Below are 22,422 nucleotides of genomic sequence, written 5' to 3'. Positions count from 1 at the left end.
CGCGCCGCATGGCGTGCCCGTCCCGGCGCAGGGTCCGCCAAGGAGCCTGCGCCGGGATCCGAACCACCGTCGACGTCCGGCCTGCGCCGGAGCGACACCCCATCGAGATCGATGACATGAGCAGTGCATCCGCCCCCGCCTCCAACTTCCACCAGGCCGAACTCGACCGCTTCGCCGCGCTCGCCAACCGCTGGTGGGATCCGGATGGTCCGCAGAAGCCGCTGCACGCGCTCAACCCCGCGCGCCTGGGCTACATGACCGCGCGCGCGCGGCTGGCCGGCGCACGGGTGCTGGACGTGGGCTGCGGCGGCGGCCTGCTCAGCGAGGCGATGGCCAGGGCGGGCGCCGAGGTCACCGCGATCGACCTGGCGCCGGAGCTGGTGAAGGTGGCGCGGCTGCATGCGCTCGAATCGGGCGTGAAGGTCGACTACCGGGTGCAGGCGGTCGAAGCGCTGGCCAGCGCCGAGCCGGGCAGCTACGACGCCATCGCCTGCATGGAGATGCTCGAGCACGTCCCGGACCCGGCCGCGATCCTGGCCGCCTGCGCGACCCTGCTGCGTCCGGGCGGGCGCCTGTTCGTCTCCACCATCAACCGCACGCCGGCGGCGTTCGCGCTGGCGATCGTCGGTGCCGAATACATCGCGCGGCTGCTGCCGGCGGGAACCCACCGCTACAGCGAGTTCATCCGCCCCTCCGAGCTGGCCGGCTGGCTGCGCGCGGCGGGCCTCGAGCTGGAGGACGTCAGCGGCCTGATGTACGAGCCGTGGCGCAATTCGGCGCGGGTGGTGTCGCGCACGGACGTGAACTACCTGGCCTGCGCGCTGAAGCCCTGACCGCCGCGTCCATGCCAGGTCCCCCCGATCCATCGCGCCGCTTCCCGCGCGGCGTCCTGTTCGACCTCGACGGCACCCTGCTCGACAGTGCGCCGGACATGCTCGCCACGGTCAACCGCATGCGCCAGGCGCGGGGCAGGGCGCCGATGGTGCTCGAGGCGATCCGCCCGCACGTCTCGCGCGGCGCGCGGGCGATGTCGGCGGCCGCGTTTCCAGACGTGCCGCCGGAAGACGTGCCCGGGCTGGTCCCCGAGTTCCTGGCGATCTACGGCGAGGAGCTGGGCCGCCACGGCCGGCCCTTCGACGGCATCGAGGCGATGCTGGCGGCGCTGGAGGCCGATGGCGTGCGCTGGGGCATCGTCACCAACAAGCCCGAACGCCTGGCGCGCGACCTGCTGCCGATGCTGGGCTGGGACCGGCGCAGCGCCGTGCTGGTCGGCGGTGATTCGCTGGCCGAGCGCAAGCCGCATCCGTTGCCGCTGCTGCACGCGGCGCAGGCGATCGGCATCGCGCCCTCTGCCTGCGCCTACGTGGGCGACGACCGTCGCGACATCGACGCGGCGCGCGCCGCGGGCATGGCCTCGGTCGTCGCGCTGTGGGGCTACCGGCTCGACGACGACGATCCGGTGGCCTGGCAGGGCGACGCGATGATCCACGCGCCCGAAGCGCTGCTCGATCCCGCGGCCTGGCCGGTACTTTCCTAGCGTCGACGAGGCTCGCGCGGGCATGCGCGACCGCGTCGCCGGCCGACGCGTCTTCCGGGTGTGAGCTCGCCCCTTCGCACGCTGCCGGGCCGGGCGCACCGCCGCCCTGGCGCAGGTGCGCTTCTACAATGGCGCGATGAACGATCCCGATTCGCTCGACAGCTTCCTCGGCAAGTGGCGCGCCCGCTGGCCCGAATGGGAGCTGCTCGCCGTGTTCCTGCCTGCGCCGCAGCGCGCCCCCGCGGCGGCCTGGTTCACCCTGCTGCAGGAGCTGGGCGATGCGGCCTGGGCGGGCGCGGAACCCGCGCCCGGACTCGCAAAACTGGCCTGGTGGCAGGAAGAACTCGTGGGCTGGAGCCGGGGTGCGCGCCGGCATCCGCTGGGCCTGGCGCTGCAGCGGCTTTCCGCGCCCTGGGAGACGCTGGGACGCGCGCTGGCCTCGCTGCCGGCCACCCGCACGCCCGGCGGCGGAGGCGACGAGGCGCGTGGGCTGCAGGCGTTCGGCTCGGCCGTGCTGGCCTGCGAGGCGGCGCTGTTCGGTGCCTCCGCCACGGATGCGCCGGCGCTTGCGGCCGTGGTCGAGGACCTGCAGGCCATGCGCGCCCTGGTGCAGGGTGGGCCTGCGCCGGCTCCCGGACCGCGTGCGGACGCGCCTGCGGGCCTGAGCCGGCCGCGGCGCCTGCAGCAGGTCGCCCTGCGCGAGCACTTGCGCCGGCAGGCGAGGGGACAATCGCGCATCCGCCCGGCCACGCTGCGGCTGCTGTTTTCCGGCTGGCGCGCCGCCCGCCGCGGCTAGCGGCAACGCAGCGTTGCGCGGGCGGCGAGCGCCGGACCGTTAAACTGTCGCCTTTCCCGCTGCTGGACGCCCCGTGACCCAGATCCCCGCCCGGACCCTGCCCGACGTCGCCGGCGATGCCGCCCGCGCCGCCCGTGCGCTCGACTGGGTGGGCATGGACCGCATCGCCCTGCCGCTGCGCATCGCCGACGAGGGCGGCGACACGCACCTGGTGCCGGCGTCGGTCGACGTGGCCGTGGACCTGCGCAATCCCGACGCCCGCGGCATCCACATGTCGCGGCTGTACCTGCGCCTGCAGGACGCGCTGGCCAGCGAACTGCCCGGCCACGCCATGCTGCGCCGGGTGCTGCAGGACTGCATCGATTCGCAGCAGGGCCTGTCGTCGCGTGCGCGGGTGGTGATCCGCTACGGCCACATGCTGCGCCGTCCGGCGCTCGCCAGCGGCCACAGCGGCTGGAAGACCTATCCGGTGGAGCTGGCGGCGGAACTGGGCGACGGCCACCTGGACCTGGACCTGGCGTTCTCGGTCGAATATTCGAGCACCTGCCCGGCTTCGGCCGCGCTCTCGCGGCAGCTGAACGCGCAGCGTTTCGCCGAGGACTTCGCCGGCGCCGCGCCGCTGTCCGCCACGCTCGTGCACGACTGGCTGGCCTCGCCGCGGGGACTGGCCGCCACGCCGCACGCCCAGCGCAGCCGCGCCGACATCCGCCTGCGCCTGCGTCCGGCCTTCGACCGCCTGCCGCTGGCCGAACTGGTCGACGCGATCGAGGGTGCCCTCGGCACGCCGGTGCAGACCGCGGTCAAGCGCGAAGACGAGCAGGCCTTCGCGGCGCTCAATGCCGCCAACCTCATGTTCTGCGAGGACGCCGCGCGCCGGGTCGCCGCCGCGCTGCAGGCCGACGCCCGGGTCGAGCGTTTCGACGCGACCGTGTCGCATTTCGAGAGCCTGCACGCGCACGACGCGGTGGCGAGGGTGAGTTCGGCCGGCTGACCGGCCCAGCGGTCGCACACTCCGTCGACGCGATGGGCTAGGATCGCGCGATGGGGGATCTACGGCATCGTGGGGGATGGTGCGGCTGGCTGCTGTGCCTGCTGCTCCTGTGTCCGTCGTTCGCGGCGGCGCAGACCCTCACCGTGCGCGAACTGCGCGACGACCCGCCTGCCGCCGAGGTCCTCGCCGGCCGCCACGACAACCGGCTGCTGCCCCCCCAGGCCCGGCCCTACCTCCAGCAGAACCAGCGCGAGGTCCAGTGGTGGCGGATCGAGGCGGCGGCGCCCATTGCCGCGACCGGTGCGCCGCAGCTGGTCATGCGCTCGCCGCGCTATTACCAGGTGGAAGCCTGGGCGCCGGGCGCCAGGGCGCCTACCCGGCACGCGCTCTACGGTGAGTACGCCGACGACCGCTACTCGCACCGTGCGCTGGTCATCGGCCTGCCCCATGGGATTCCCGCAGGGGAGGCGGTGTGGCTGCGCGTGGATCATCGATCCAGCAACGTGTCGCCGTTGTCGGTGGAACCGCTCGACCAGGTGCATCGCGAGGATCTGCTGTTCGTCGCGTGGCGCAGCCTGGTCCTGACCACGCTTGCGGTGCTGGCTGTGCTGGGGCTGGCGTTCTGGGGCGGCACCGGCGAGCGCAGCTATGCGTATTTCAGCGCGATGCTGATCTTCGCCGTGGGTTACCTGGCGGCGATCAGCGGCGACCTGCGCTGGCTCCCCGGCGCAGGCGTGCTCGGCGACGTCAGGGCCAATCGTGTCCTCGGCTGCCTGGGCGTGGTGTTCAGCAACCTGTTCCAGAGCGCCTATCTGGACCTGCGCCGCAAGGCGCCGGTGTTCGAGCGGCTGCTACGGGGAAGTACGGTCGTCGCGGCGGTTGCGGCCGCGATCTCGCTGTTCGCAAGCTGGAAGGTGCTCGCACTGGCGGGCAACTTCGCGCTGCTTTTCTCGGCCGGCGTGCTGCTGCTGGCCAGCGGCCTGCTTGCGCTGCGCGGTGAACGCGCCGCGCGGGTGGTGCTGGCCTCGTGGAGCGGCCTGATGGTCTTCTGCGGCCTCGCCGCGGCCGAGATGATGGACCTGTGGGTAGGCCCCACCTGGCTGGGACAGGGACTGGCGGGCAGTTTCGTCATCGCCAGCCTGTTGCTGACGCTGGGACTGTCGGACAAGCTGCTGCAGCTGCGGCGCGACCGTGACCACGCCAGCCGCCAGGCCTCCATCGACCCGGTGACCAAGACCATGAACCGGCACGGCATCGAGGAGCGGCTTTTCCAGGAAGTCGAGGCGGCGCGCACCCGCCTGGACCCGTTGTCGATCGCTGTCGTCGACGTGGACTGCTTCAAGGAAATCAACGACCGGCACGGCCACAGTGTGGGCGACCAGTGCCTGCGCATCGTGTCCTGGCGCCTGCGCACCCAGCTCGGGCGAGAGGGTGTGCTGGGGCGCTACGGTGGCGACGAGTTCCTGGTCGTGCTGCCGGGACACGCCGCGGACTCGGCACTGCAGATCGCCGAGCGGATGCGGGTGGCGGTGAACTGCAGGCCGCTGTCGATGTCCGGTGCCAGCGTCCTGTCGACCCTGAGCATCGGGGTGGCGGAACTGATGCCGGGCGAGTCGATGTCCAGCCTGTTCGAGCGCGCCGACACGGCGCTGTATGCCAGCAAGTCGGCAGGACGCGACCGCGCCATGGCCGCCTCCCCGCCGGAAGGCCTCTGGACCACCTGACCCAAGGAGTCGGCACCATGGATTTGCAAGCGGACAATGCAGCGGCACCCCTCTTGGCTGCGGCGGAACTGCGCACCGGCGACGTGCTGCTGATGAGGGGCGATGGCCCGCTCTCGGAACTGATCGCCTGGGCGAGCGACAGCCTTTACAGCCACGCGGCCATCGTGGCCGATGCGGGCGACCTGATCGAAGCATCGAGTTCGGGCGTGCGTCGCTACCCGGTTGCCGCGCGCCTGGACAACAAGGTGAAGTACCACTTCGTCGACGCACTGCGCTGGGCAGGACCAACAGGTTCACCACTGGATAAGGCCGATATCGCGGACGTGCTGGCCAAGGCCGTCTCCCTGCTGGGCACGCCGTACCCGATCGACCAGCTCGCCCTGTTCGGCGCGATCATGGCCGTGCGCGGCAAGTGGCCGGAGCACCGTCTGGGCAGGCTGCTGGCCCGCGTGGCGCTGGATCACGCGTTGCCGGACAAGACCGGCAGCGTGGTCTGCAGCGAGCTGGTGTACCGCGCCTATGCCCAGTGCGCGGCGGCGCCGCAGGGCCGCCTGGCGCCGGTGATCGTGGTTGGCGAGCGCGCGACCGCGCCGTTCCCCGACATCGACTGGAAGGCGCTGTTCGACGAGATCTGGCCGCTGCTGCAGCCTTCGGGGCGCGAACGGCTGCAGGCGCCGCGGATGCGGCTCAATGCCCTGCGCGGCGACCAGCTTCCGATGCTGCAATCCGAGGCCGGTGGTGTTCCCGAGATCAGCGACCAGGAACTCGAATCCGCCCGTCGCGCGGTGCTGGGACAGACCGGACTGCACGCGGAGGCGGAGACCGACGTGGTCGCATTGCACGGCGGACGCCCCGGCACTGTGGTCCCCGATCCGAACCCGCGCCTGGTGTCGCCGCAGGACCTTGCCATCTCCCCCAGCATGAGGCTGCTGGGACGGCTGATGCAACGCGACGACGCGCCAGCCTGATCCCTGCCAACCACGCCGATACACGCGTCGCCACGCGCCCAGAACTGCCGACAACCTGGCCGTCAGTCGCTGCGTTCCAGGACCAGCTGGGCATCGATGCCCACGCCGAACCGCGCCAGACGATCCCCCAAGGCCGCCAGGTTGAAGAGCGCGTCGCCACGCGCCGCGAACGGCAAACCACCAGGCCGTCAGTCGCTGCGTTCCAGCACCAGCTGGGGATCGATGCGCACGTCGAACCGCGCCAGACCATCCCCCAAGGCCGCCAGGTTGAAGAACGCGTCGCCACGCGCCGCGAACGGCAGACAACCTGGCCGTCAGTCGCTGCGTTCCAGGACCAGTTGGGGATCGATGCGTACGTCGAACCGCGCCAGACCATCCCTCAGGCCGCCAGGTTGAAGAACGCGTCGCCACGCGCCGCGAACGGCAGACAACCTGGCCGTCAGTCGCTGCGTTCCAGGACCAGTTGGGGATCGATGCGCACGTCGAACCGCGCCAGACCATCCCTCAGGCCGCCAGGTTGAAGAACGCGTCGCCACGCGCCGCGAACGGCAGACAACCTGGCCGTCAGTCGCTGCGTTCCAGGACCAGCTGGGGATCGATGCGCACGTCGAACCGTGCCAGACCATCCCTCAGGCCGCCAGGTTGAAGAACGCGTCGCCACGCGCCGCGAACGGCAGACAAACTGGCCGTCAGTCGCTGCGTTCCAGGACCAGTTGGGGATCGATGCGTACGTCGAACCAACTCATCCCCCAATGCAGGTGCGGCCCGGTCGACCGCCCGGTCGACCCGACCGCCGCCACCACCTGGCCCTGTTCGACCCGGTCGCCCGGCTTCACGTCGATCCGCGACAGGTGCAGGAAATTGCTGCTGATGCCGTGGCCGTGGTCGATCAGCAGGGTGCCGCCGGTGAGGTAGAGGTCCGTGTCGGCGAAGGTCACCACGCCGGCGGCCGGCGCCCGGACCGGCGTGCCGCTGGCCGCGGCGATGTCCATGCCCGAATGCGGCGCGCCCGGCTTGCCGTTGTAGACGCGTGCGCGCCCGAAGCGCCCGCTGATGCGGCCGTCGACGGGGCGCACGAAGGGGCGCGCGAAGTCGGCGCGCGCATCGTCGCGCAGCCGTGCCTCGGCCACGCGCGCCTGCTCGCGGCGGATGCGTTCGGCGGTGGCCGGCGGAGGATCGACGGTCTTCCGCGGCACGCCGTCCACGCGCTGCAGCGGCCAGTCGCGTGGCACGACCGCGACGCGCGCCTGCTCGCTGCTGCCATCGGGTCGGGTGACCTGCACCGTCAGCGGGCCAGGGGTGTCGCGGCCCACGCCGAACACCACCGTGCCGTAGCCGGTGGTGCGCAGGCTGCGGCCGGCGTACTCGACCCGGCTGCCGGGCGGTACCTTGCCGATCACCATCGCGCCCTGCGGGACGCTCGCGGGAAAGACCACGCGCTGGTCCGGAGCATCGGCGCTGGCGGCGGTCGCCGCACCGGCGGCCAGGGCGCAGGCCAGCCCGCACAGCAATACCAGGCGTGCCCAGAGCGCCCGCGGCTGCGGGCGGCGGGACGACATCAACGCGCGAACTCCAGGCGCGTGCCGGCCGGCGCGCCGGCCAGCTGCCGGCCATCCCAGGCCAGGGCGCCATTGACCCAGGTCGAGGCGACCCGCGACCGGAACGTGGTGCCCTCGAACGGCGACCAGCCGCACTTGGACAGCACGTCCTCGCGCCGGACGGTGAACGGCGTGTCCTCGACCAGCACCAGGTCGGCGAAGAAACCTTCGCGCAGGAAGCCGCGCTCCTTCACGTCGAACAGCTGCGCAGGGGCGTGGGCGAACTTCTGCACCACACGCGCGGTGTCGAAGTGGCCTTCGTGCACGCATTCGAGCGCGGCGACCAGGGCGAACTGCACCAGCGGCAGGCCGCTGGGCGCGCGCACGTAGGGATTCTGCTTCTCCTCCCAGGTATGCGGCGCGTGATCGGTGGCGAGCACGTCGATCACGTCGTCCGCCAGCGCCTGCAGCAGGGCCGCCCGGTCGCTCGCGTCCTTGATCGCCGGATTGCACTTGATCTGGTGGCCCAGCCGCGCGTAGTCGGCGCGGTCGAAGCGCAGGAAATGGATGCAGGTCTCGGCGGTAATGCGCTTGCGGCTGCCGTCGGCGCGGATCATCGGGCCGCGCTCGAACAGCGCCAGCTCGTCGGCGGTGGAGATGTGCAGCACGTGCAGGCGGGTGTCGTGGCGCCGCGCCAGCTCCAGCGCCAGGCGCGTGGACTTGATGCAGGCCTCGCGCGAGCGGATGTCCGGGTGGCAGGCGGCCGGGATGTCGTCGCCGTACTTCGCCCGGTACTCGGCGAGGATCGCGTCGATCGTCGGCGTGTCCTCGCAGTGGGTGATGATCGGCACCGGAGCGTCGCGGAAGATCGCGTCCAGCGTCTCGGGGTTGTCGACCAGCATGTTGCCGGTGGACGCGCCCATGAACACCTTCAGCCCCGGCGTGGCGCGCGGATCGATGCCGCGCACGTTCTCGAGGTTGTCGTTGCTGGCGCCGAAATAGAAGCCGTAGTTGGCGCGGGCGCGGCCGGCGGCGCGCGCGTACTTGTCCTCCAGCGCCTCCGCGGTCAGGGTCGGCGGACTGGTGTTGGGCATGTCCATGAAGCTGGTCAGGCCGCCGGCGACCGCGGCGGCGGACTCGCTGGCGATGTCGGCCTTGTGCTCCAGGCCCGGCTCGCGGAAATGCACCTGGTCGTCGATCATGCCCGGCAGCAGGCGCCGGCCCGCCGCATCGACCACGGTGTCGCCCGGGCGCGCGGACAGGCCGCCGCCGATGGCGGCGATGCGCCCGCCGGCGATGCGCAGGTCGCCCTCGAATTCCCGGCCTTCGTTGACCAGGCGGGCGTTGACGATCAGGGTGTCGGACATTCAGCCGTTTCCATCGGTCTTGGGCGGCACAGGATCCAGGCCGCCCGGGTGGAGGGGGTGGCAGCGCCCGACCCGTCGGATCGCCAGCCAGCTGCCGCGCAGCACGCCGAAGCGCCCGATCGCCTCCATCGCGTATTCCGAGCAAGTGGGCACGAAGCGGCAGCGCGGGCCCAGCAGGGGGCTGATGAAGCGCTTGTAGCCGCGGAGCAGGGCGATGAGGAGGCGATCGATCACGGCGTGGGTGGAAAACTCCGGCGCGGTTGCCGCTGCCGCCGGGGCAGGGTATAACACCCCGCTTTTCCCGTCCAAGGGAATCCAGAGGGATTGCATCAAGTGGCAGTCAAGAAGTCGGCGAAAAAGCCCGCGAAGCCCGCGAAAACGGCCAAGACCAGCGCCAGCAAGGCCAAGCCCGCCGCCAAGGCAGTGAAGAAGGCTCCGGCGAAGAAGGCGGCAGTGAAGACTGTCGCGAAGAAGGCCGTGGCCAAGAAGGTGGTGGCCAAGAAGACCCCGGCGAAGAAGGCCGCTCCGGTGGTGCGCAAGGCGGCCAGCCCGGCGCCCGCGAAGAAGCCGGCCGCCAAGGCGGCGCCCGCGCCGGTGAAGAAGGCGGCCAAGCCGATTGCCAAGAAGGCGGCCGCACCGGCGGTGAAGACCGCCCCCGCCAAGCCCGCGACCGCGCCGAAGAAGGCCGTGGCGAACGCTGCTGTCCCGGCCGCCGCGAACGCCAGGAAGGGCAAGGCGCCCGCCGCGCCGCAGGCCAGCAAGGCTTCGCCGGCGCGCGTGAGCAATGGCCCGCGCGTGCAGGGCAAGGTGGCGGTGGCGGTGACCAACCGGTCCTCGGCCCCGGCGCCGCGCGCCAAGGTGAAGGTGGTGCCGTACGACACCGATCCGGAGAGCGGGCGGCCGATCCTGCCGCAGGGCTACAAGCCCAGCGCGGACGAGGAGTACATGAATCCGCTGCAGCTGGAGTACTTCCGGCAGAAGCTGATCACCCGGCGCGAGGAGCTGGTCGAGGAATCGCGCCAGACCATCGAGAACCTCAAGGACGAAGTGCGCGACGTCGGCGACGAGGCCGAGCGTGCCAGCCGCGAGACCGAGAACGCGCTGGAACTGCGCACGCGCGACCGCTACCGCAAGCTGATCAACAAGATCGAGAGCATCATCCGCCGGGTCGACGAGGGCGACTACGGCTACTGCGTGGATACCGGCGAGGAGATCGGCCTCGACCGCCTCGAGGCGCGCCCGCAGGCCGAGCGCACCATCGACGCCCAGGAACGCTGGGAACACATGCAGAAGCAGATGGGCGACTGAGAGTCATGAACAACCCCGCTTCGGCGGGGTTTTTCATGGGCGGGATCGGGGATTCGGGATCGGGAATCCGGAAGAGCGGAGAGGCTTGCCCGCGCTTTCTTCCAGTCCCTAATCCCGCTTCCCCAATCCCAGCTTCCCCAGGTGGAGCGTCCGCAGTTCCGGTGCGCGCCATGCCGTTACCGCGGCCACGCCCATCGTCACGCAGCCGCCCAGCACCACCGCAGGCACCAGGCCGAGCAGGCGCGCCATCGAGCCGGCGTAGAAGGCGCCGATCTCGTTGGAGGAGCCGACGAACAGTCCGTTGATCGACGAGACCCGGCCGCGCATGTGGTCGGGCGTGGCCAGCTGCATGATGGTGGATCGGGTCACCACCGACACGCCGTCGCAGACGCCCGACAGCAGCAGGAAGAAGGCCGACAGCCAGAACGCCGTGGACAGTCCGAAGCCCACCATGCACAGGCCGAAACCCACCACCGCGGCCAGCAGGATGCGTCCGGCATTGCGGTCGAGCGGATGCCGCGCCAGCCAGACCCCCACGGCCACGGCGCCCAGCGCCGGCGCCGCGCGCAGGATACCCAGCCCCTCCGGCCCGTAGTGCAGGATCTCCTTGATGAAGGCCGGCGCGAGCGAGATCGCGCCGCCGAACAGCACCGCGAACATGTCCAGCGCCAGCGCGCCCAGCAGCACCTGGTGGCCGAACACGAAGCGCGCGCCCTCGGCGATGCTGGCGAAGATCGGCGTGCGCTGCAGCTGCGGCGCCGGTTCGCTCACCCGCAGCCGCAGCATCGCCGCCGCCGCGCAGGCAGCGAACGCCGCGGCGACGCCGTAAGCCACGGGCTTGCCGGCCCAGCCCACCAGGAATCCGCCGATCGCAGGGCCGGTGACCAGGCCCGACTGGAACACGATGCTGCCCAGGCTGGCCCCGCGCACGTACTGCTCGCGCGGCAGCACGCGCGCGAACACGGCGTTGTATACCGGCCCCAGGAACGCGCGCACGCAGCCGGTGAGGGCGATGGCGGCGTAGATGGCCGGGGTGCCTGCCTGCCACCAGCCCGCGGCGATGGCGACCAGCAGCAGGGGCGTGATCGCCAGGCCGCCGGCCGCGAACGCACCCAGCCGACGGCGCGGCAGGTGGTCGACCAGGTAACCGGCGAACGGCGCCACGCAGAAGTAGGGCAGCACTTCGGCCAGGCCGATCAGGCCCAGCATCCACGGGTCCCGGGTGAGTTCGTAGACGTGCCAGCCGACCGTCACCGCGACCACCTGGTAGGACAGGATCGTGAAGATCCGGAAACCCATGAGCCGCCGGAAATCGCGGTTGCGCAGCGGTGCCGCGCGACTGTCCGGAGACGGCCCGGCCGCGGCCGCGTTCACGCCAGTGCGCGCTGCGCGGCCTCGCGGATGAAGGCCAGCAACGAGGCCAGCCCGTTGCTGCGCGTCGGCGAAAGGTGCTTCGCCAGCCCGATGTCGGCGATGTAGCTGGCGTCGGTGTCGAGGATCTCGCGCGCGCTGCGGCCCGAATACACGCGCAGCGCCAGGTAGATCAGGCCCGAGACGATGGCCGAGTCGCTGGCCGCGGCGAAGTCCAGGCGCGCCGCATCGCCCGAGGGCACGATCCAGACCATCGACTGGCAGCCGAGCAGGCGGTGCTCCTCGATCCTGAGCGGCTCGGGGAACGGCGGCAGCTTGCGCCCGAGGTCGATCAGGTACTGGTAGCGCTCGGACCAGTCGCCGAAGAACGCGAACTCGTCGCGGATCGCGGCTTGCGCCTGCGCGGCGGTGGATTCAATAGGAAAGGGGGAAGCGTTCACGTCGTACTGTCCGGTGTGCACCCTCCGCCGCGCCGCGGGGAGGGCTGGGGGTGGGGCGGGCTTGCCCGCGCAGGCAGGCCTCCATTGCAGCTCCCACGCCGGGCGGCGGCAAGGCGGAATGCGCAGGCGGGGAAATCGGGATGTCAGGCCCGCTTCCAGCGCACGCCTTGCGGCGTGTCCTCGAGCAGGATCCCCTCGCCGGCGAGCTGGTCGCGGATGGCGTCGGCGCGGGCGAAATCGCGCGCCTTTTTCGCTGCCGCCCGTTCGTCTATCAGCGACTGGATGCGCGAGTCTTCCTCTGTCGAGACCCCCGCCTGAAACCAGTCATCAGGATCCTGTTGAAGCAAACCGAGTGCTCTGCCCGCCGCAATCACGCACGCACAAGCATTGTATGCGGCCTCGACCTGACTACGATCAGGCTGCGCCCTGCCGGACGCGTCGTTTATCAAGCGACGGGCATTCGCGGCGATTCGAGAGAGCTCTGCAAGCGCGCGCGGCGTATTGAGGTCGTCATCCAGAGCGGCTTCGATCTCTGCCGGAATCTCCAGCTGGTCCAGGTCCGGTTCCGGCCAGCTCCCCTTAAGGAAGCCGTAGACCGTCAGGACCTTTCGGTCTCTCAGGACACCATAAAGTCCATTCAATGTGGAAATCGACTGCTCGATCAGCGCATCCGACCAGTCCAGCGGCTGCCGGTAGTGCGCCGACAGCAGCGCGTAGCGCAGCGCTTCGGGCGGGTGTTCGCGCACCAGGTCGTGCACCTTCTCGATGTTGCCGACCGACTTGGACATCTTCGCGCCCGACAGCGTCAGCATGCCGTTGTGCAGCCAGGTACGGGCGAAGATGCGGCCACCGTGGGCGCACTCGCTCTGCGCCACCTCGTTCTCGTGGTGCGGGAACTGCAGGTCCACGCCGCCCGCATGGATGTCGATGGTCTCGCCCAGGTGCGCGGCGGCCATCGCCGAGCATTCGATGTGCCAGCCCGGGCGGCCACGGCCCCAGGGCGAGTCCCAGCCGGGCAGTTCGTCGGTGGACGGCTTCCACAGCACGAAGTCGCCGGCGTTGCGCTTGTACGGCGCCACTTCGACGCGCGCGCCGGCCAGCATGTCGTCCGGGTCGCGGCGCGAGAGCTTGCCGTAGCCAGGGAAGGTGTCGACGGCGAACAGCACGTGGCCGTCGGCCGCATAGGCGTGGCCCGATTCGACCAGGCGTTCGATCATCGCGACCATCGCCGCGATGTGCGCGGTCGCGGCCGGCTCGATGTCCGGCGCGAACGCGCCGTCCACGCCCAGCGCGGCCATGTCCTCGCGGTAGGCGGCGGCGAAGCGGTCGGTGACGACCGAGATCGGCACGCCCTGTTCGCGCGCGGCGGCGTTGATCTTGTCGTCGACGTCGGTGATGTTGCGCGCGTAGCGCAGCGCGCCGTGGCGGCGGCGGAGCAGGGCGGCCAGCACCCCGAACACCACCGGCCCGCGCGCATTGCCGATGTGCACGTAGTTGTAGACCGTCGGCCCGCACAGGTACATGGTCGGGCTGGCCGGGTCGAGGGGCGAGAAGGCTTCGACCTGGCGGGTCAGGCTGTTGAACAGGCGCAGGGACATCGGCACGCAACGGGCGAAAGCAGGCGATTCTAGAACGTACGCGGGCCAGCGGATACCGCGCCACGCGGCCGGCGCGTCTCCGGGCGCAGACGGGCCCTGCGTGGTAGCCGCTGCGGCGGCTGCCCGGACCCGCGGGCAGGAGCGCGCCGCGCCGCCGCGCATGGGTGAGACGCCCCATGCGGCAAGGGTTCAGCCCGGCACCGGCGTCGCGGCCTACACTGATGCCGATGGTCCGTTCCGAAACCTTCACTGCCGCCTGTCGCCGCCTGTCCGGCGTGGGGCTGCTGTGCCTGGCGCTGCCCGCGGCCGCCCAGCAGCCCGCGGCGCCGTCGCAGGTGGTGATGCAGCCGCCTGCGCCTCAGGAGAACGTGCGCATCGAGTACGCGCAGGTGCTGCGCGCCGAACCGGTCTACCAGACCCTGCGCGCGACCAGCATGGTCGAGCGCTGCGAGGCCTCGACCCCGGTCGAGGACACCGAGGAGAAGACCGGCTTCGCCCGGGTCATCGGTGCGGTCAAGGGTGCGCTGACGCCCGACCCGAAGGTCGAGGAAGTGGCGCCGTCGGCCGGCGGCGAATGCCGCATGGTTCCGATGGAGCGCGAGTTCCGCCGTCCGATGGGCTATGACGTGGACTACGTGCACAGGGGCGTGAAGTACCGCTCGCGGCTGCCGGTGGATCCGGGCAACCGGGTGCAGGTGCGCGTCTCGGTGACGCCGGTGGTTTCAGCGGAAACCCCTTGACCGCAGCTTTTTGTTGCAGTGCACGGCCGCCTCGTGCGACGATGCGCGCGGTGAAAAACGCCCTTGCCCACGCCGACATCCTGACCTCCGCCCGCATGGCGGCCGGGATGACCTCGCGCGCGCGCCGACCGGATCCCTGTACCTGAGCTGGGTCGACCGGACGTTGTTTCCGTCATGCCGAAACCCAGCCCGAAGGCTGGGTTTTTTCGTTTCTGCACCGCCCTACCGAACGCTTTTCCGACACTGGATGCCGCCGATGAAGCATTTCCTCAACACGCAGGACTGGAGCCGCGCCGATCTCGATGCGCTGCTCACGCAGGCCGCGCTCTACAAGCGCAACCGCATCGGCGACGAGCTCAAGGGGCGGTCGATCGCCCTGGTGTTCTTCAACCCGTCCATGCGCACGCGCACGAGTTTCGAGCTGGGCGCGTTCCAGCTCGGTGGCCACGCGGTGGTGCTGCAGCCGGGCAAGGACGCCTGGCCGATCGAGTTCGACCTGGGCACGGTGATGGACGGCGACACCGAGGAGCACATCGCCGAAGTGGCGCGCGTGCTCGGGCGCTACGTCGACCTGATCGGCGTGCGCGCCTTCCCGAAGTTCGTCGACTGGCAGTACGACCGCCAGGACCTGGTGCTCAAGTCCTTCGCGAAGTATTCGCCGGTGCCGGTGATCAACATGGAGACCATCACCCATCCCTGCCAGGAATTGGCGCACGCGCTGGCCCTGCAGGAGCACTTCGGCACCGCCGACCTGCGCGGCAGGAAGTACGTCCTGACCTGGACCTACCATCCCAAGCCGCTCAATACCGCGGTGGCGAACTCGGCGCTGACCATCGCCACGCGCCTGGGCATGGACGTGACCCTGCTTTGCCCGGCCCCCGAGTACGTGCTCGACGAGCGCTACATGGGCTGGGCCCGCGACAACGTCGCCGAGAGCGGCGGTTCGCTCACCGTCAGCCACGACATCGAGAGCGCCTATGCGGGCGCCGACGTGGTCTACGCCAAGAGCTGGGGCGCGCTGCCGTATTTCGGCAACTGGGCGCCGGAGAAGCCGATCCGCGACCAGTACCGGCACTTCATGGTCGACGAGGCCAAGATGGCGCTCACCCGCGACGCCGTCTTCAGCCACTGCCTGCCGCTGCGCCGCAACGTCAAGGCCAGCGACGCGGTGATGGATTCGCCGGCCTGCATCGCCATCGAGGAAGCCGAGAACCGCCTGCACGTACAGAAGGCGGTGATGGCCGCGCTGGCGCGTGGCCATCACCGCGGGGATTCGGGATCGGGGATGAGGGATTCGTAAGCGCCGCCCCGATCCTGCCCACGCTTTCATCCAATCGTCCAGAGACTCCCCCATGTCCCAGCACTCCGCTTCCCCGAATCCCGAATCCCGAATCCCGAATCCCGTCGCGGCTGAAAGCCGCGACATCGTCCTCGCCTTCTCCGGCGGGCTCGACACCAGTTTCTGCGTGCCCTACCTGCAGGAGCGCGGCTGGGCCGTGCATACGGTGTTCGCGGACACGGGCGGCGTCGACGCCGACGAGCGCGCCTTCATCGAGAAGCGCGCGGCCGAGCTGGGCGTGGCCAGCCACGTCACTGTCGACGGCGGCCCCGCCATCTGGGAAGGTTTCGTCAAGCCGTTCGTCTGGGCCGGCGAGGGCTACCAGGGCCAGTACCCGCTGCTGGTCTCGGACCGCTACCTGATCGTCGACGCCGCGCTCGGGCGCGCGGCCGAACTCGGCACCAACGCCATCGCCCACGGCTGCACCGGCATGGGCAACGACCAGGTGCGTTTCGACCTGGCGATCAAGGCCCAGGGCAGCTACCGCATCGTGGCGCCGATCCGCGAGATCCAGAAGGAACACACCCAGACCCGCGCCTACGAGCAGGCCTACCTGGAGGAGCGCGGCTTCGGCGTGCGCGCCAAGCAGAAGGCCTACACCATCAACGAGAACCTGCTGGGCGTGACCATGTCCGGCGGCGAGATCGACCATTGGGAGACCCCGGGGGAGGGCGCGCGCGGCTGGTGCGCGCCGCGCAGCGCATGGCCGGTCGAGCCGCTCACCGTGAGCCTGCGCTTTGCCGGCGGCGAAGCGGTGGAGCTCGACGGCAAGACCCTGCCGGGCGAGCAGATCCTGGCCAAGCTCAACCGCCTGTTCGCGCCCTACGGCGTGGGCCGGGGCATGTATACCGGCGACACGGTGATCGGCCTCAAGGGCCGGATCGTGTACGAAGCGCCGGGCCTGGTCGCGCTGCTGGCCGCGCACCGCGCGCTGGAGGAAGCGGTGCTGTCCAAGCAGCAGAACCGCTTCAAGCCCGAGGTCGCGCGCAAGTGGGTGGAGCTGGTGTACGAGGGCTTCTACCACGACCCGCTCAAGACCGACCTGGAAGCGTTCCTGGCGTCGTCGCAGGCGATGGTCGAGGGCGAAGTGGTGCTTGAGACCCGCGGTGGCCGCGTCGATGCCGTGGCGGTCAAGTCGCCGCGCCTGCTGCATTCGAAGGGCGCCACCTACGCCCAGTCCGCCGACTGGGGCGTCGAGGAGGCGGAAGGCTTCATCAAGCTGTTCGGCATGAGCAGCACGCTCTGGGCCGAGGTCAACCGCTGACGTGAGCGCGGCAGCCGTCGCCATGCATCCGCGCAGTGCCGGCATGACGGGCTGTCGTCCTTCCGGCGGAATCCCGGAGCCGGCACGCGCCCGGCAGACACCGATCACGCCGCCGCGGCGGCCGACTGAAGCGATCCGATGAACGACCTGCTCCAATCCACCCTCGCGCACCTGGAACGGCTGGTGTCCTTCGACACCCGCAATCCGCCGCGCGAGATCGGCACCGGCGGCATCTTCGATTACGTGCGCGCGCAGCTGCCCGGCTTCCGCGTGGAGGTGGTCGACCACGGCGCGGGCGCGGTGTCGCTGTTCGCGGTGCGCGGCAACCCGACGCGGCTGTTCAACGTGCACCTGGATACGGTCCCGTCGTCGCCGCACTGGAGCGCCGACCCGCACGTGCTGCGCGTGGACGGCGAGCGTGCGACGGGCCTGGGCGCCTGCGACATCAAGGGCGCGGCCGCCGGGCTGATCGCCGCCGCCCAGGTGACGCGGGGCGATGCTGCCTTCCTGTTCACCAGCGACGAGGAGGCCAACGACGCACGTGGCGTCGCCGCCTTCCTGGCTACCGACCACGGCTTCGGCCACGTGGTCGTCGCCGAGCCGACGCAGTGCGAGGCGGTGCTGGCGCATCGCGGCATCAGTTCGGTGCGCATGGCTTTCCGCGGCCGCGCCGGACATGCCTCGGGCGCCGGCGCGCTGGATGCGAGCGCGGTGCACCACGCGGTGCGCTGGAGCAGCCGCGCGCTGGATTTCGTCGGCATGGAATCGCACCGCCGCTTCGGCGGGCTGACCGGGCTGCGCTTCAACATCGGCCGCATCGACGGCGGGATCAAGGCCAACGTGATCGCGCCCGCGGCCGAGCTGCGCTTCGGCTTCCGGCCGCTGCCCTCGCACGACATCGACCAGCTGCACGCGGCCTTCCGCGGCTTCGCCGCGCCCGAAGGGCTGGACGCCTACGAAGAGACGTTCCGCGGACCCTCGCTTCCGGCCGGCGACGTCGCCGCGGCGGAGGATCGCCGCCTGGCCGCGCGCGACCTGGCCGACGAGCTCGGCCTGCCGATCGGCAACGCGGTGGACTTCTGGACCGAGGCTTCGCTGTTTTCCCAGGCCGGCCTGACCGCACTCGTGTTCGGCCCGGGCGACATCGCCCAGGCCCATACCGCCGACGAGTGGGTCTCGCTCGAACAACTGCAACGCTACGGCGGCATCGTCCGCGACATCCTGAGCGCATGAACATCCAGGCCAACCGCCAGACCCGCCAGACCATCGTGCGCCTGCTCTCGAGCATGGCCAGCGCGAAGGAGATCAGCCAGTACCTCAAGCGCTTCTCGCAGATCGACGCCAAGCGCTTCGCCGTGGTGAAGGTCGGCGGCGCGGTGCTGCGCGACGACCTCGAGGCGCTGACCTCGTCGCTGGCGTTCCTGCAGGAGGTGGGGCTGACTCCGATCGTGCTGCACGGCGCCGGTCCGCAGCTTGACGCGGAGCTGTCCGCGGCAGGCATCGAGAAGCACACCGTCAACGGCCTGCGCGTGACCTCGCCCGAGGCGCTGGCGATCGTGCGCCGCGTGTTCCAGGTCTCCAACCTGGCGCTGGTCGAGGCGCTGCAGCAGAACGGCGTGCGCGCCACCTCGATCACCGGCGGGGTGTTCGAGTCGGACTACCTCGACCAGGCCACCTACGGCCTGGTCGGCGAGGTGCGCCGGGTCAACCTGGCGCCGATCGAGGCCAGCCTGCAGGCGACCTCGATCCCGGTGATCGCCAGCCTCGGCGAGACCCCCGGTGGCCAGATCCTCAACATCAACGCCGACTTCGCCGCCAGCGAACTGGTGCGCGTGCTGCAGCCCTACAAGATCATCTTCCTCACCGGCACCGGTGGCCTGCTCGATGCCGACGGCAGCGTGATCGATTCGATCAACCTCTCCAGCGAGTACGAGCACCTGATGCAGCAGCCGTGGATCAACGGCGGCATGAAGGTGAAGATCCAGCAGATCAAGGAACTGCTCGACCACCTGCCGCTGGAGTCCTCGGTCTCGATCACGCGTCCGGCCGACCTGGCCAAGGAGCTGTTCACGCACAAGGGTTCGGGCACCCTGGTGCGGCGCGGCGAGAAGGTGCTGCGCGGGACCAGCTGGGACGCGTTCGACCTCGAGCGCCTGCGCGAACTGATCGAATCGAGCTTCGGCCGCCGCCTGGTGCCGGACTACTTCGAACGCACGCCGCTGCTGCGCGCCTACGTCAGCGAGAACTACCGCGCCGCGGTGGTGCTGACCGACGGTGGCGGGGTCACCTACCTGGACAAGTTCGCGGTACTCGACGACGCCCAGGGCGAGGGCCTGGGGCGCGCGGTCTGGAACGTCATGCGCGAGGAGACGCCGCGGCTGTTCTGGCGCTCACGCCACAACAACCAGATCAACATCTTCTACTACGCCGAATCCGACGGCTGCCTCAAGCAGGACAAGTGGAAGGTGTTCTGGTACGGGCTGGACGGATTTGCCGAGATCGAGCGCTGCGTGGCGCACTGCGCCACGCGCCCGCCGACGCTGCAGGACTGACATGGACGCAACCACGCTCCCACCCGCATGGTGCACGGTGCCGAGACTCGCCGGCCGGCACGCCGTGCTCGAACCACTGCACGCCAGCCACGCGGCCGGACTGCGCGCGGCGGTCGAGGGCAGCGGGCTGGACCGGCTCTGGTACACGAACGTGCCCGCGCCCGACCAGGTCGCGCACTATGTGGACGATGTGCTGGCGGCGCAGGCGGCCGGACGGGTCCTGCCGTTTGTCGTGCGCGACGGCGACGGGGAGATCGTGGGCGCGACGCGCTTCTACGGCCTCGAGCCGCAGGTGCCGAAGCTGCTGGTCGGCTACACCTGGTACGCGCCGCGCGTGCAGCGGACCGGACTCAACACCGAGTGCAAGCTGATGCTGCTGCGGCACGCCTTCGAGGCGCTGCGCTGCGCGAACGTCAGTTTCGAGACCAGCTGGTTCAACCACGCGTCGCGGGCCGCGATCGCGCGGCTGGGGGCCAGGCAGGACGGCGTGCTGCGCAACGCGGCCCGGCATCGCGACGGATCGCTTCGCGACACCGTCGTGTTTTCCATCCTCGACAGCGAATGGCCGGCCGTGCGCACCCACCTGCAGTTCCGCCTGGAATCCCATCCATGAGCAAGTCCAGCGTTTCCCTCGGCATCGTCGGCGCGCGCGGCCATACCGGCAGCGAGCTGATCCGCCTGGTGCAGTCGCACCCGGCCTTCGAACTGGCGTTCGTGTCCTCGCGTGAACTCGCGGGCCAGCGCGTCGCCGACCACAACGACGGCTACGCCGGCGAACTGCGCTTCGAACACCTGGATGCCGACGCGGTCGCGGCCAAGGCGGCCGACGCGGTCATCCTGGCGCTGCCCAACGGCAAGGCGCCCGATTTCGTCGCGGCGCTGGACGCGACCAGGCCGGCCACGGTGATCGTCGACCTGTCGGCGGACCATCGCTTCGACGACCGCTGGTACTACGGCCTGCCGGAACTCACCCGGGCCAATGGCGCTGGACAGACGCGGATCAGCAATCCGGGCTGCTACGCCACGGCGATGCAGCTGGCGATCGCGCCGGTGCTGGATCGACTCGCCGGGCCGCCGCAGTGCTTCGGCGTGTCGGGCTACTCCGGCGCGGGCACCACGCCCTCGGACCGCAACAACGTCGAGCTGCTGCGCGACAACCTGATGCCGTACTCGCTGGCCGACCACCTGCACGAGCGCGAGGTCTCGCGCCGGCTGGGCGTGCCGGTGGAGTTCATGCCGCATGTCGCACCGCATTTCCGTGGCATCTGCCTGACCGCCAACCTGTGGCTGCAGCAGCCGCTCACGCTCGAGCAGGCGCGCGCACTGTACCGCCAGCGCTATGCCGGCGAGCGCCTGCTGCGGGTGCGCGACGATGCGCCCTGGGTGAGCCGGATCGCCGGTTGCCACGGCGTGGAGATCGGCGGCTTCACCGTCGCGCCGGGCGGAAAGCGCCTGGTCGTGGTCGCCACGCTCGACAACCTGCTCAAGGGGGCGGCGACCCAGGCGCTGCAGAACCTCAATCTCGCGTTCGGCTTCGAGGAGCTGGCCGGCGTGCCCGGCGACGCGCTGCTTCCGGCGGAGGATGGACGATGAGCGGACTGCTGTGGCAGAAGCCCGGTGTGGCGGTGGATGCGGACATCCAGCGCTTCCTGGCCGGCGACGACGTGGTGCTGGACCGCGAGTTCTTCCTGCACGACATCCAGGCCAGTACCGCGCACGCCGAGGGGCTGCAGCGCATCGGCATCCTGTCGGAGGAGGAACTGGCTGGACTCAGGCGCGAGCTGGTTGCGCTGGCTTCGGATTTCCGCACCGGCAACTTCGTGCTCGACGAGCGCTTCGAGGACGGGCACTCCGCGATCGAGGCGCGCCTGACCGAACGCCTGGGCGACGCCGGCCGCAAGATCCACACCGGCCGCAGCCGCAACGACCAGGTCCTGGTCGCCACGCGCCTGTGGCTGAAGGAAAAGCTGGCGCGCGTGGCCGGACTGTCGAGCGAGACGGCGAAGATCGCGCTCGACCGCGCCGAAGCCGAGCGCGGTGTGCCGTTGCCCGGCTATACCCACATCCAGCGCGCCGTCGTGTCCTCGGCCGGCATGTGGTGGGCCGGCTGGGCCGAGGCCTTCATCGACAACGCGATCCGCGCCGCCGATACGCTGGCGCTGGTCGACAGCAACCCGCTGGGTACGGCGGCCGGCTACGGCGTCAACCTGCCGCTCGACCGCGAACACACCACCCAGGCGCTGGGCTTCGCGCGCATGCAGGTGTCGCCGGTCTATGCGCAACTCTCGCGCGGCAAGTTCGAGCTGGCCGCGCTCGAGGCGCTCGGCGCGGCGACGCTCGACCTGCGCCGCATCGCCTGGGACTTGTCGCTGTTCACCAGCGCCGAGTTCGGTTTCGTCGCGCTGCCGGCGCAGTACACCACCGGCAGCTCGATCATGCCCAACAAGCGCAATCCGGACGTGATCGAGCTGATGCGCGCCACCCACGCCAGCGTGGCGGCGGCGCGCACCGAGATCGAGCAGCTGCTGTCGCTGCCGTCCGGCTACCACCGCGACCTGCAGGCGTCGAAGGGCGCGATCTTCCACGGCTTCGGCCGCGGCCTCGCCGCGCTGCAGCTGCTGCCCGCGCTGCTGGCCAACCTGGAATGGCGCGAGGACCGGATGCGAGCGGCGGTCGATTCGGGCATGTACGCCACCGACGTGGCGGTCGAGGCCGCGCTTGCCGGCGTGCCGTTCCGCGAGGCGTACCGCGCCGCGGCGGCATCGGCCGACAGCGCGGGGCAGGGCCGTTCGCCCGAGGGCAGCCTCGCCGCACGGACGTCGCCCGGCGCGGCGGCCGACCTGCGGCTGGACGAACTGCGCAGCCGCTGGGAGGCCCTGTGAGCGCGCC

The 22,422-nt window shown here is 70.7% G+C and carries 21 protein-coding genes; 15 read left to right on the top strand and 6 right to left on the bottom strand.

Annotation, left to right across the window (positions count from 1 at the left end; all coding sequences use genetic code 11):
• Positions 1 to 116 precede the first annotated feature (116 nt).
• The 6 genes from ubiG (at position 117) to Q0863_RS14765 (ending at position 6,016) form a co-directional block, all read left to right on the top strand.
• Positions 117 to 833, top strand: coding sequence for a bifunctional 2-polyprenyl-6-hydroxyphenol methylase/3-demethylubiquinol 3-O-methyltransferase UbiG (gene ubiG / locus Q0863_RS14790; protein ID WP_298580020.1), 717 nt, complete (start codon positions 117 to 119; stop codon positions 831 to 833).
• A gap of 11 nt (positions 834 to 844) precedes the next feature.
• On the top strand, positions 845 to 1,537 hold the full coding sequence (gene gph, locus Q0863_RS14785; RefSeq protein ID WP_298580017.1) for a phosphoglycolate phosphatase: 693 nt from the start codon (positions 845 to 847) through the stop codon (positions 1,535 to 1,537).
• Between the two features lie 136 nt (positions 1,538 to 1,673).
• Positions 1,674 to 2,333, top strand: a complete 660-nt coding sequence (locus Q0863_RS14780) for a phytoene/squalene synthase family protein (RefSeq protein WP_298580014.1) — start codon at positions 1,674 to 1,676, stop codon at positions 2,331 to 2,333.
• Between the two features lie 73 nt (positions 2,334 to 2,406).
• Complete coding sequence (gene folE2, locus Q0863_RS14775; RefSeq protein WP_298580011.1) at positions 2,407 to 3,324, top strand: GTP cyclohydrolase FolE2; 918 nt, start codon at positions 2,407 to 2,409, stop codon at positions 3,322 to 3,324.
• Positions 3,325 to 3,374: 50 nt separating this feature from the next.
• Complete coding sequence (locus Q0863_RS14770; protein WP_298580009.1) at positions 3,375 to 5,048, top strand: diguanylate cyclase; 1,674 nt, start codon at positions 3,375 to 3,377, stop codon at positions 5,046 to 5,048.
• Positions 5,049 to 5,065: 17 nt separating this feature from the next.
• Complete coding sequence (locus Q0863_RS14765) at positions 5,066 to 6,016, top strand: hypothetical protein (protein WP_298580007.1); 951 nt, start codon at positions 5,066 to 5,068, stop codon at positions 6,014 to 6,016.
• 689 nt (positions 6,017 to 6,705) lie between these two features.
• Here Q0863_RS14765 and Q0863_RS14760 read toward each other — a convergent pair.
• From Q0863_RS14760 to yidD, 3 genes are read right to left on the bottom strand one after another with little or no spacing between them, the layout of a single operon-like run.
• Positions 6,706 to 7,575 (bottom strand): M23 family metallopeptidase, encoded by an 870-nt coding sequence (locus tag Q0863_RS14760; protein WP_298580004.1) that lies wholly within the window; start codon positions 7,573 to 7,575, stop codon positions 6,706 to 6,708.
• The gene (locus tag Q0863_RS14755; RefSeq protein ID WP_298580001.1) at positions 7,575 to 8,921 is read right to left on the bottom strand and encodes a dihydroorotase; all 1,347 of its coding nucleotides are present in this window, start codon (positions 8,919 to 8,921) and stop codon (positions 7,575 to 7,577) included. Before Q0863_RS14755 ends, Q0863_RS14760 begins: the two co-directional genes overlap by 1 nt.
• Positions 8,922 to 9,155: a membrane protein insertion efficiency factor YidD gene (gene yidD, locus Q0863_RS14750; protein WP_298579998.1), complete on the bottom strand. Its 234-nt coding sequence runs from the start codon at positions 9,153 to 9,155 to the stop codon at positions 8,922 to 8,924.
• A 99-nt stretch (positions 9,156 to 9,254) separates the two neighbouring features.
• Here yidD and dksA point away from each other — a divergent pair, with 99 nt between their 5' ends.
• Positions 9,255 to 10,229, top strand: a complete 975-nt coding sequence (gene dksA / locus Q0863_RS14745; protein WP_298579995.1) for an RNA polymerase-binding protein DksA — start codon at positions 9,255 to 9,257, stop codon at positions 10,227 to 10,229.
• A gap of 108 nt (positions 10,230 to 10,337) precedes the next feature.
• On the opposite strand, the gene Q0863_RS14740 is transcribed toward dksA, so the two are convergent.
• From Q0863_RS14740 to cysS, 3 genes are all read right to left on the bottom strand, one after another.
• A complete protein-coding gene (locus tag Q0863_RS14740) occupies positions 10,338 to 11,555 on the bottom strand; it encodes an MFS transporter (protein WP_298580273.1) in 1,218 nt (405 codons plus the stop codon).
• Positions 11,556 to 11,599: 44 nt separating this feature from the next.
• Positions 11,600 to 12,040 (bottom strand): SufE family protein, encoded by a 441-nt coding sequence (locus Q0863_RS14735; RefSeq protein WP_298579992.1) that lies wholly within the window; start codon positions 12,038 to 12,040, stop codon positions 11,600 to 11,602.
• Positions 12,041 to 12,183: 143 nt separating this feature from the next.
• Positions 12,184 to 13,638, bottom strand: coding sequence for a cysteine--tRNA ligase (gene cysS, locus Q0863_RS14730; RefSeq protein WP_298580270.1), 1,455 nt, complete (start codon positions 13,636 to 13,638; stop codon positions 12,184 to 12,186).
• Positions 13,639 to 13,865: 227 nt separating this feature from the next.
• On the opposite strand from cysS, the gene Q0863_RS14725 reads away from it, so the two are divergent.
• From Q0863_RS14725 to argH, 8 genes are all read left to right on the top strand, one after another.
• Entirely contained in the window at positions 13,866 to 14,378 is a 513-nt protein-coding gene (locus tag Q0863_RS14725) for a hypothetical protein (RefSeq protein WP_298579989.1), read from the top strand.
• Positions 14,379 to 14,634: 256 nt separating this feature from the next.
• Positions 14,635 to 15,678: an N-acetylornithine carbamoyltransferase gene (locus Q0863_RS14720; protein ID WP_298579986.1), complete on the top strand. Its 1,044-nt coding sequence runs from the start codon at positions 14,635 to 14,637 to the stop codon at positions 15,676 to 15,678.
• A 52-nt stretch (positions 15,679 to 15,730) separates the two neighbouring features.
• Positions 15,731 to 16,981, top strand: a complete 1,251-nt coding sequence (locus Q0863_RS14715) for an argininosuccinate synthase (RefSeq protein ID WP_298579983.1) — start codon at positions 15,731 to 15,733, stop codon at positions 16,979 to 16,981.
• Positions 16,982 to 17,119: 138 nt separating this feature from the next.
• A complete protein-coding gene (locus Q0863_RS14710) occupies positions 17,120 to 18,214 on the top strand; it encodes an acetylornithine deacetylase (protein WP_298579981.1) in 1,095 nt (364 codons plus the stop codon).
• Complete coding sequence (locus Q0863_RS14705) at positions 18,211 to 19,533, top strand: acetylglutamate kinase (protein WP_298579978.1); 1,323 nt, start codon at positions 18,211 to 18,213, stop codon at positions 19,531 to 19,533. Before Q0863_RS14710 ends, Q0863_RS14705 begins: the two co-directional genes overlap by 4 nt.
• 1 nt (position 19,534) lies before the next feature.
• Positions 19,535 to 20,146: a GNAT family protein gene (locus tag Q0863_RS14700; RefSeq protein WP_298579975.1), complete on the top strand. Its 612-nt coding sequence runs from the start codon at positions 19,535 to 19,537 to the stop codon at positions 20,144 to 20,146.
• A complete protein-coding gene (gene argC, locus Q0863_RS14695) occupies positions 20,143 to 21,126 on the top strand; it encodes an N-acetyl-gamma-glutamyl-phosphate reductase (RefSeq protein WP_298579972.1) in 984 nt (327 codons plus the stop codon). The genes Q0863_RS14700 and argC overlap by 4 nt, the downstream gene beginning before the upstream one ends.
• A complete protein-coding gene (gene argH / locus Q0863_RS14690) occupies positions 21,123 to 22,415 on the top strand; it encodes an argininosuccinate lyase (protein WP_298579969.1) in 1,293 nt (430 codons plus the stop codon). The genes argC and argH overlap by 4 nt, the downstream gene beginning before the upstream one ends.
• Positions 22,416 to 22,422: the final 7 nt, after the last annotated feature.

The organism is uncultured Luteimonas sp. (assembly GCF_947492465.1).
GTDB lineage: Bacteria > Pseudomonadota > Gammaproteobacteria > Xanthomonadales > Xanthomonadaceae > Luteimonas.
This window is presented reverse-complemented; position numbering and strand designations above follow the sequence as displayed.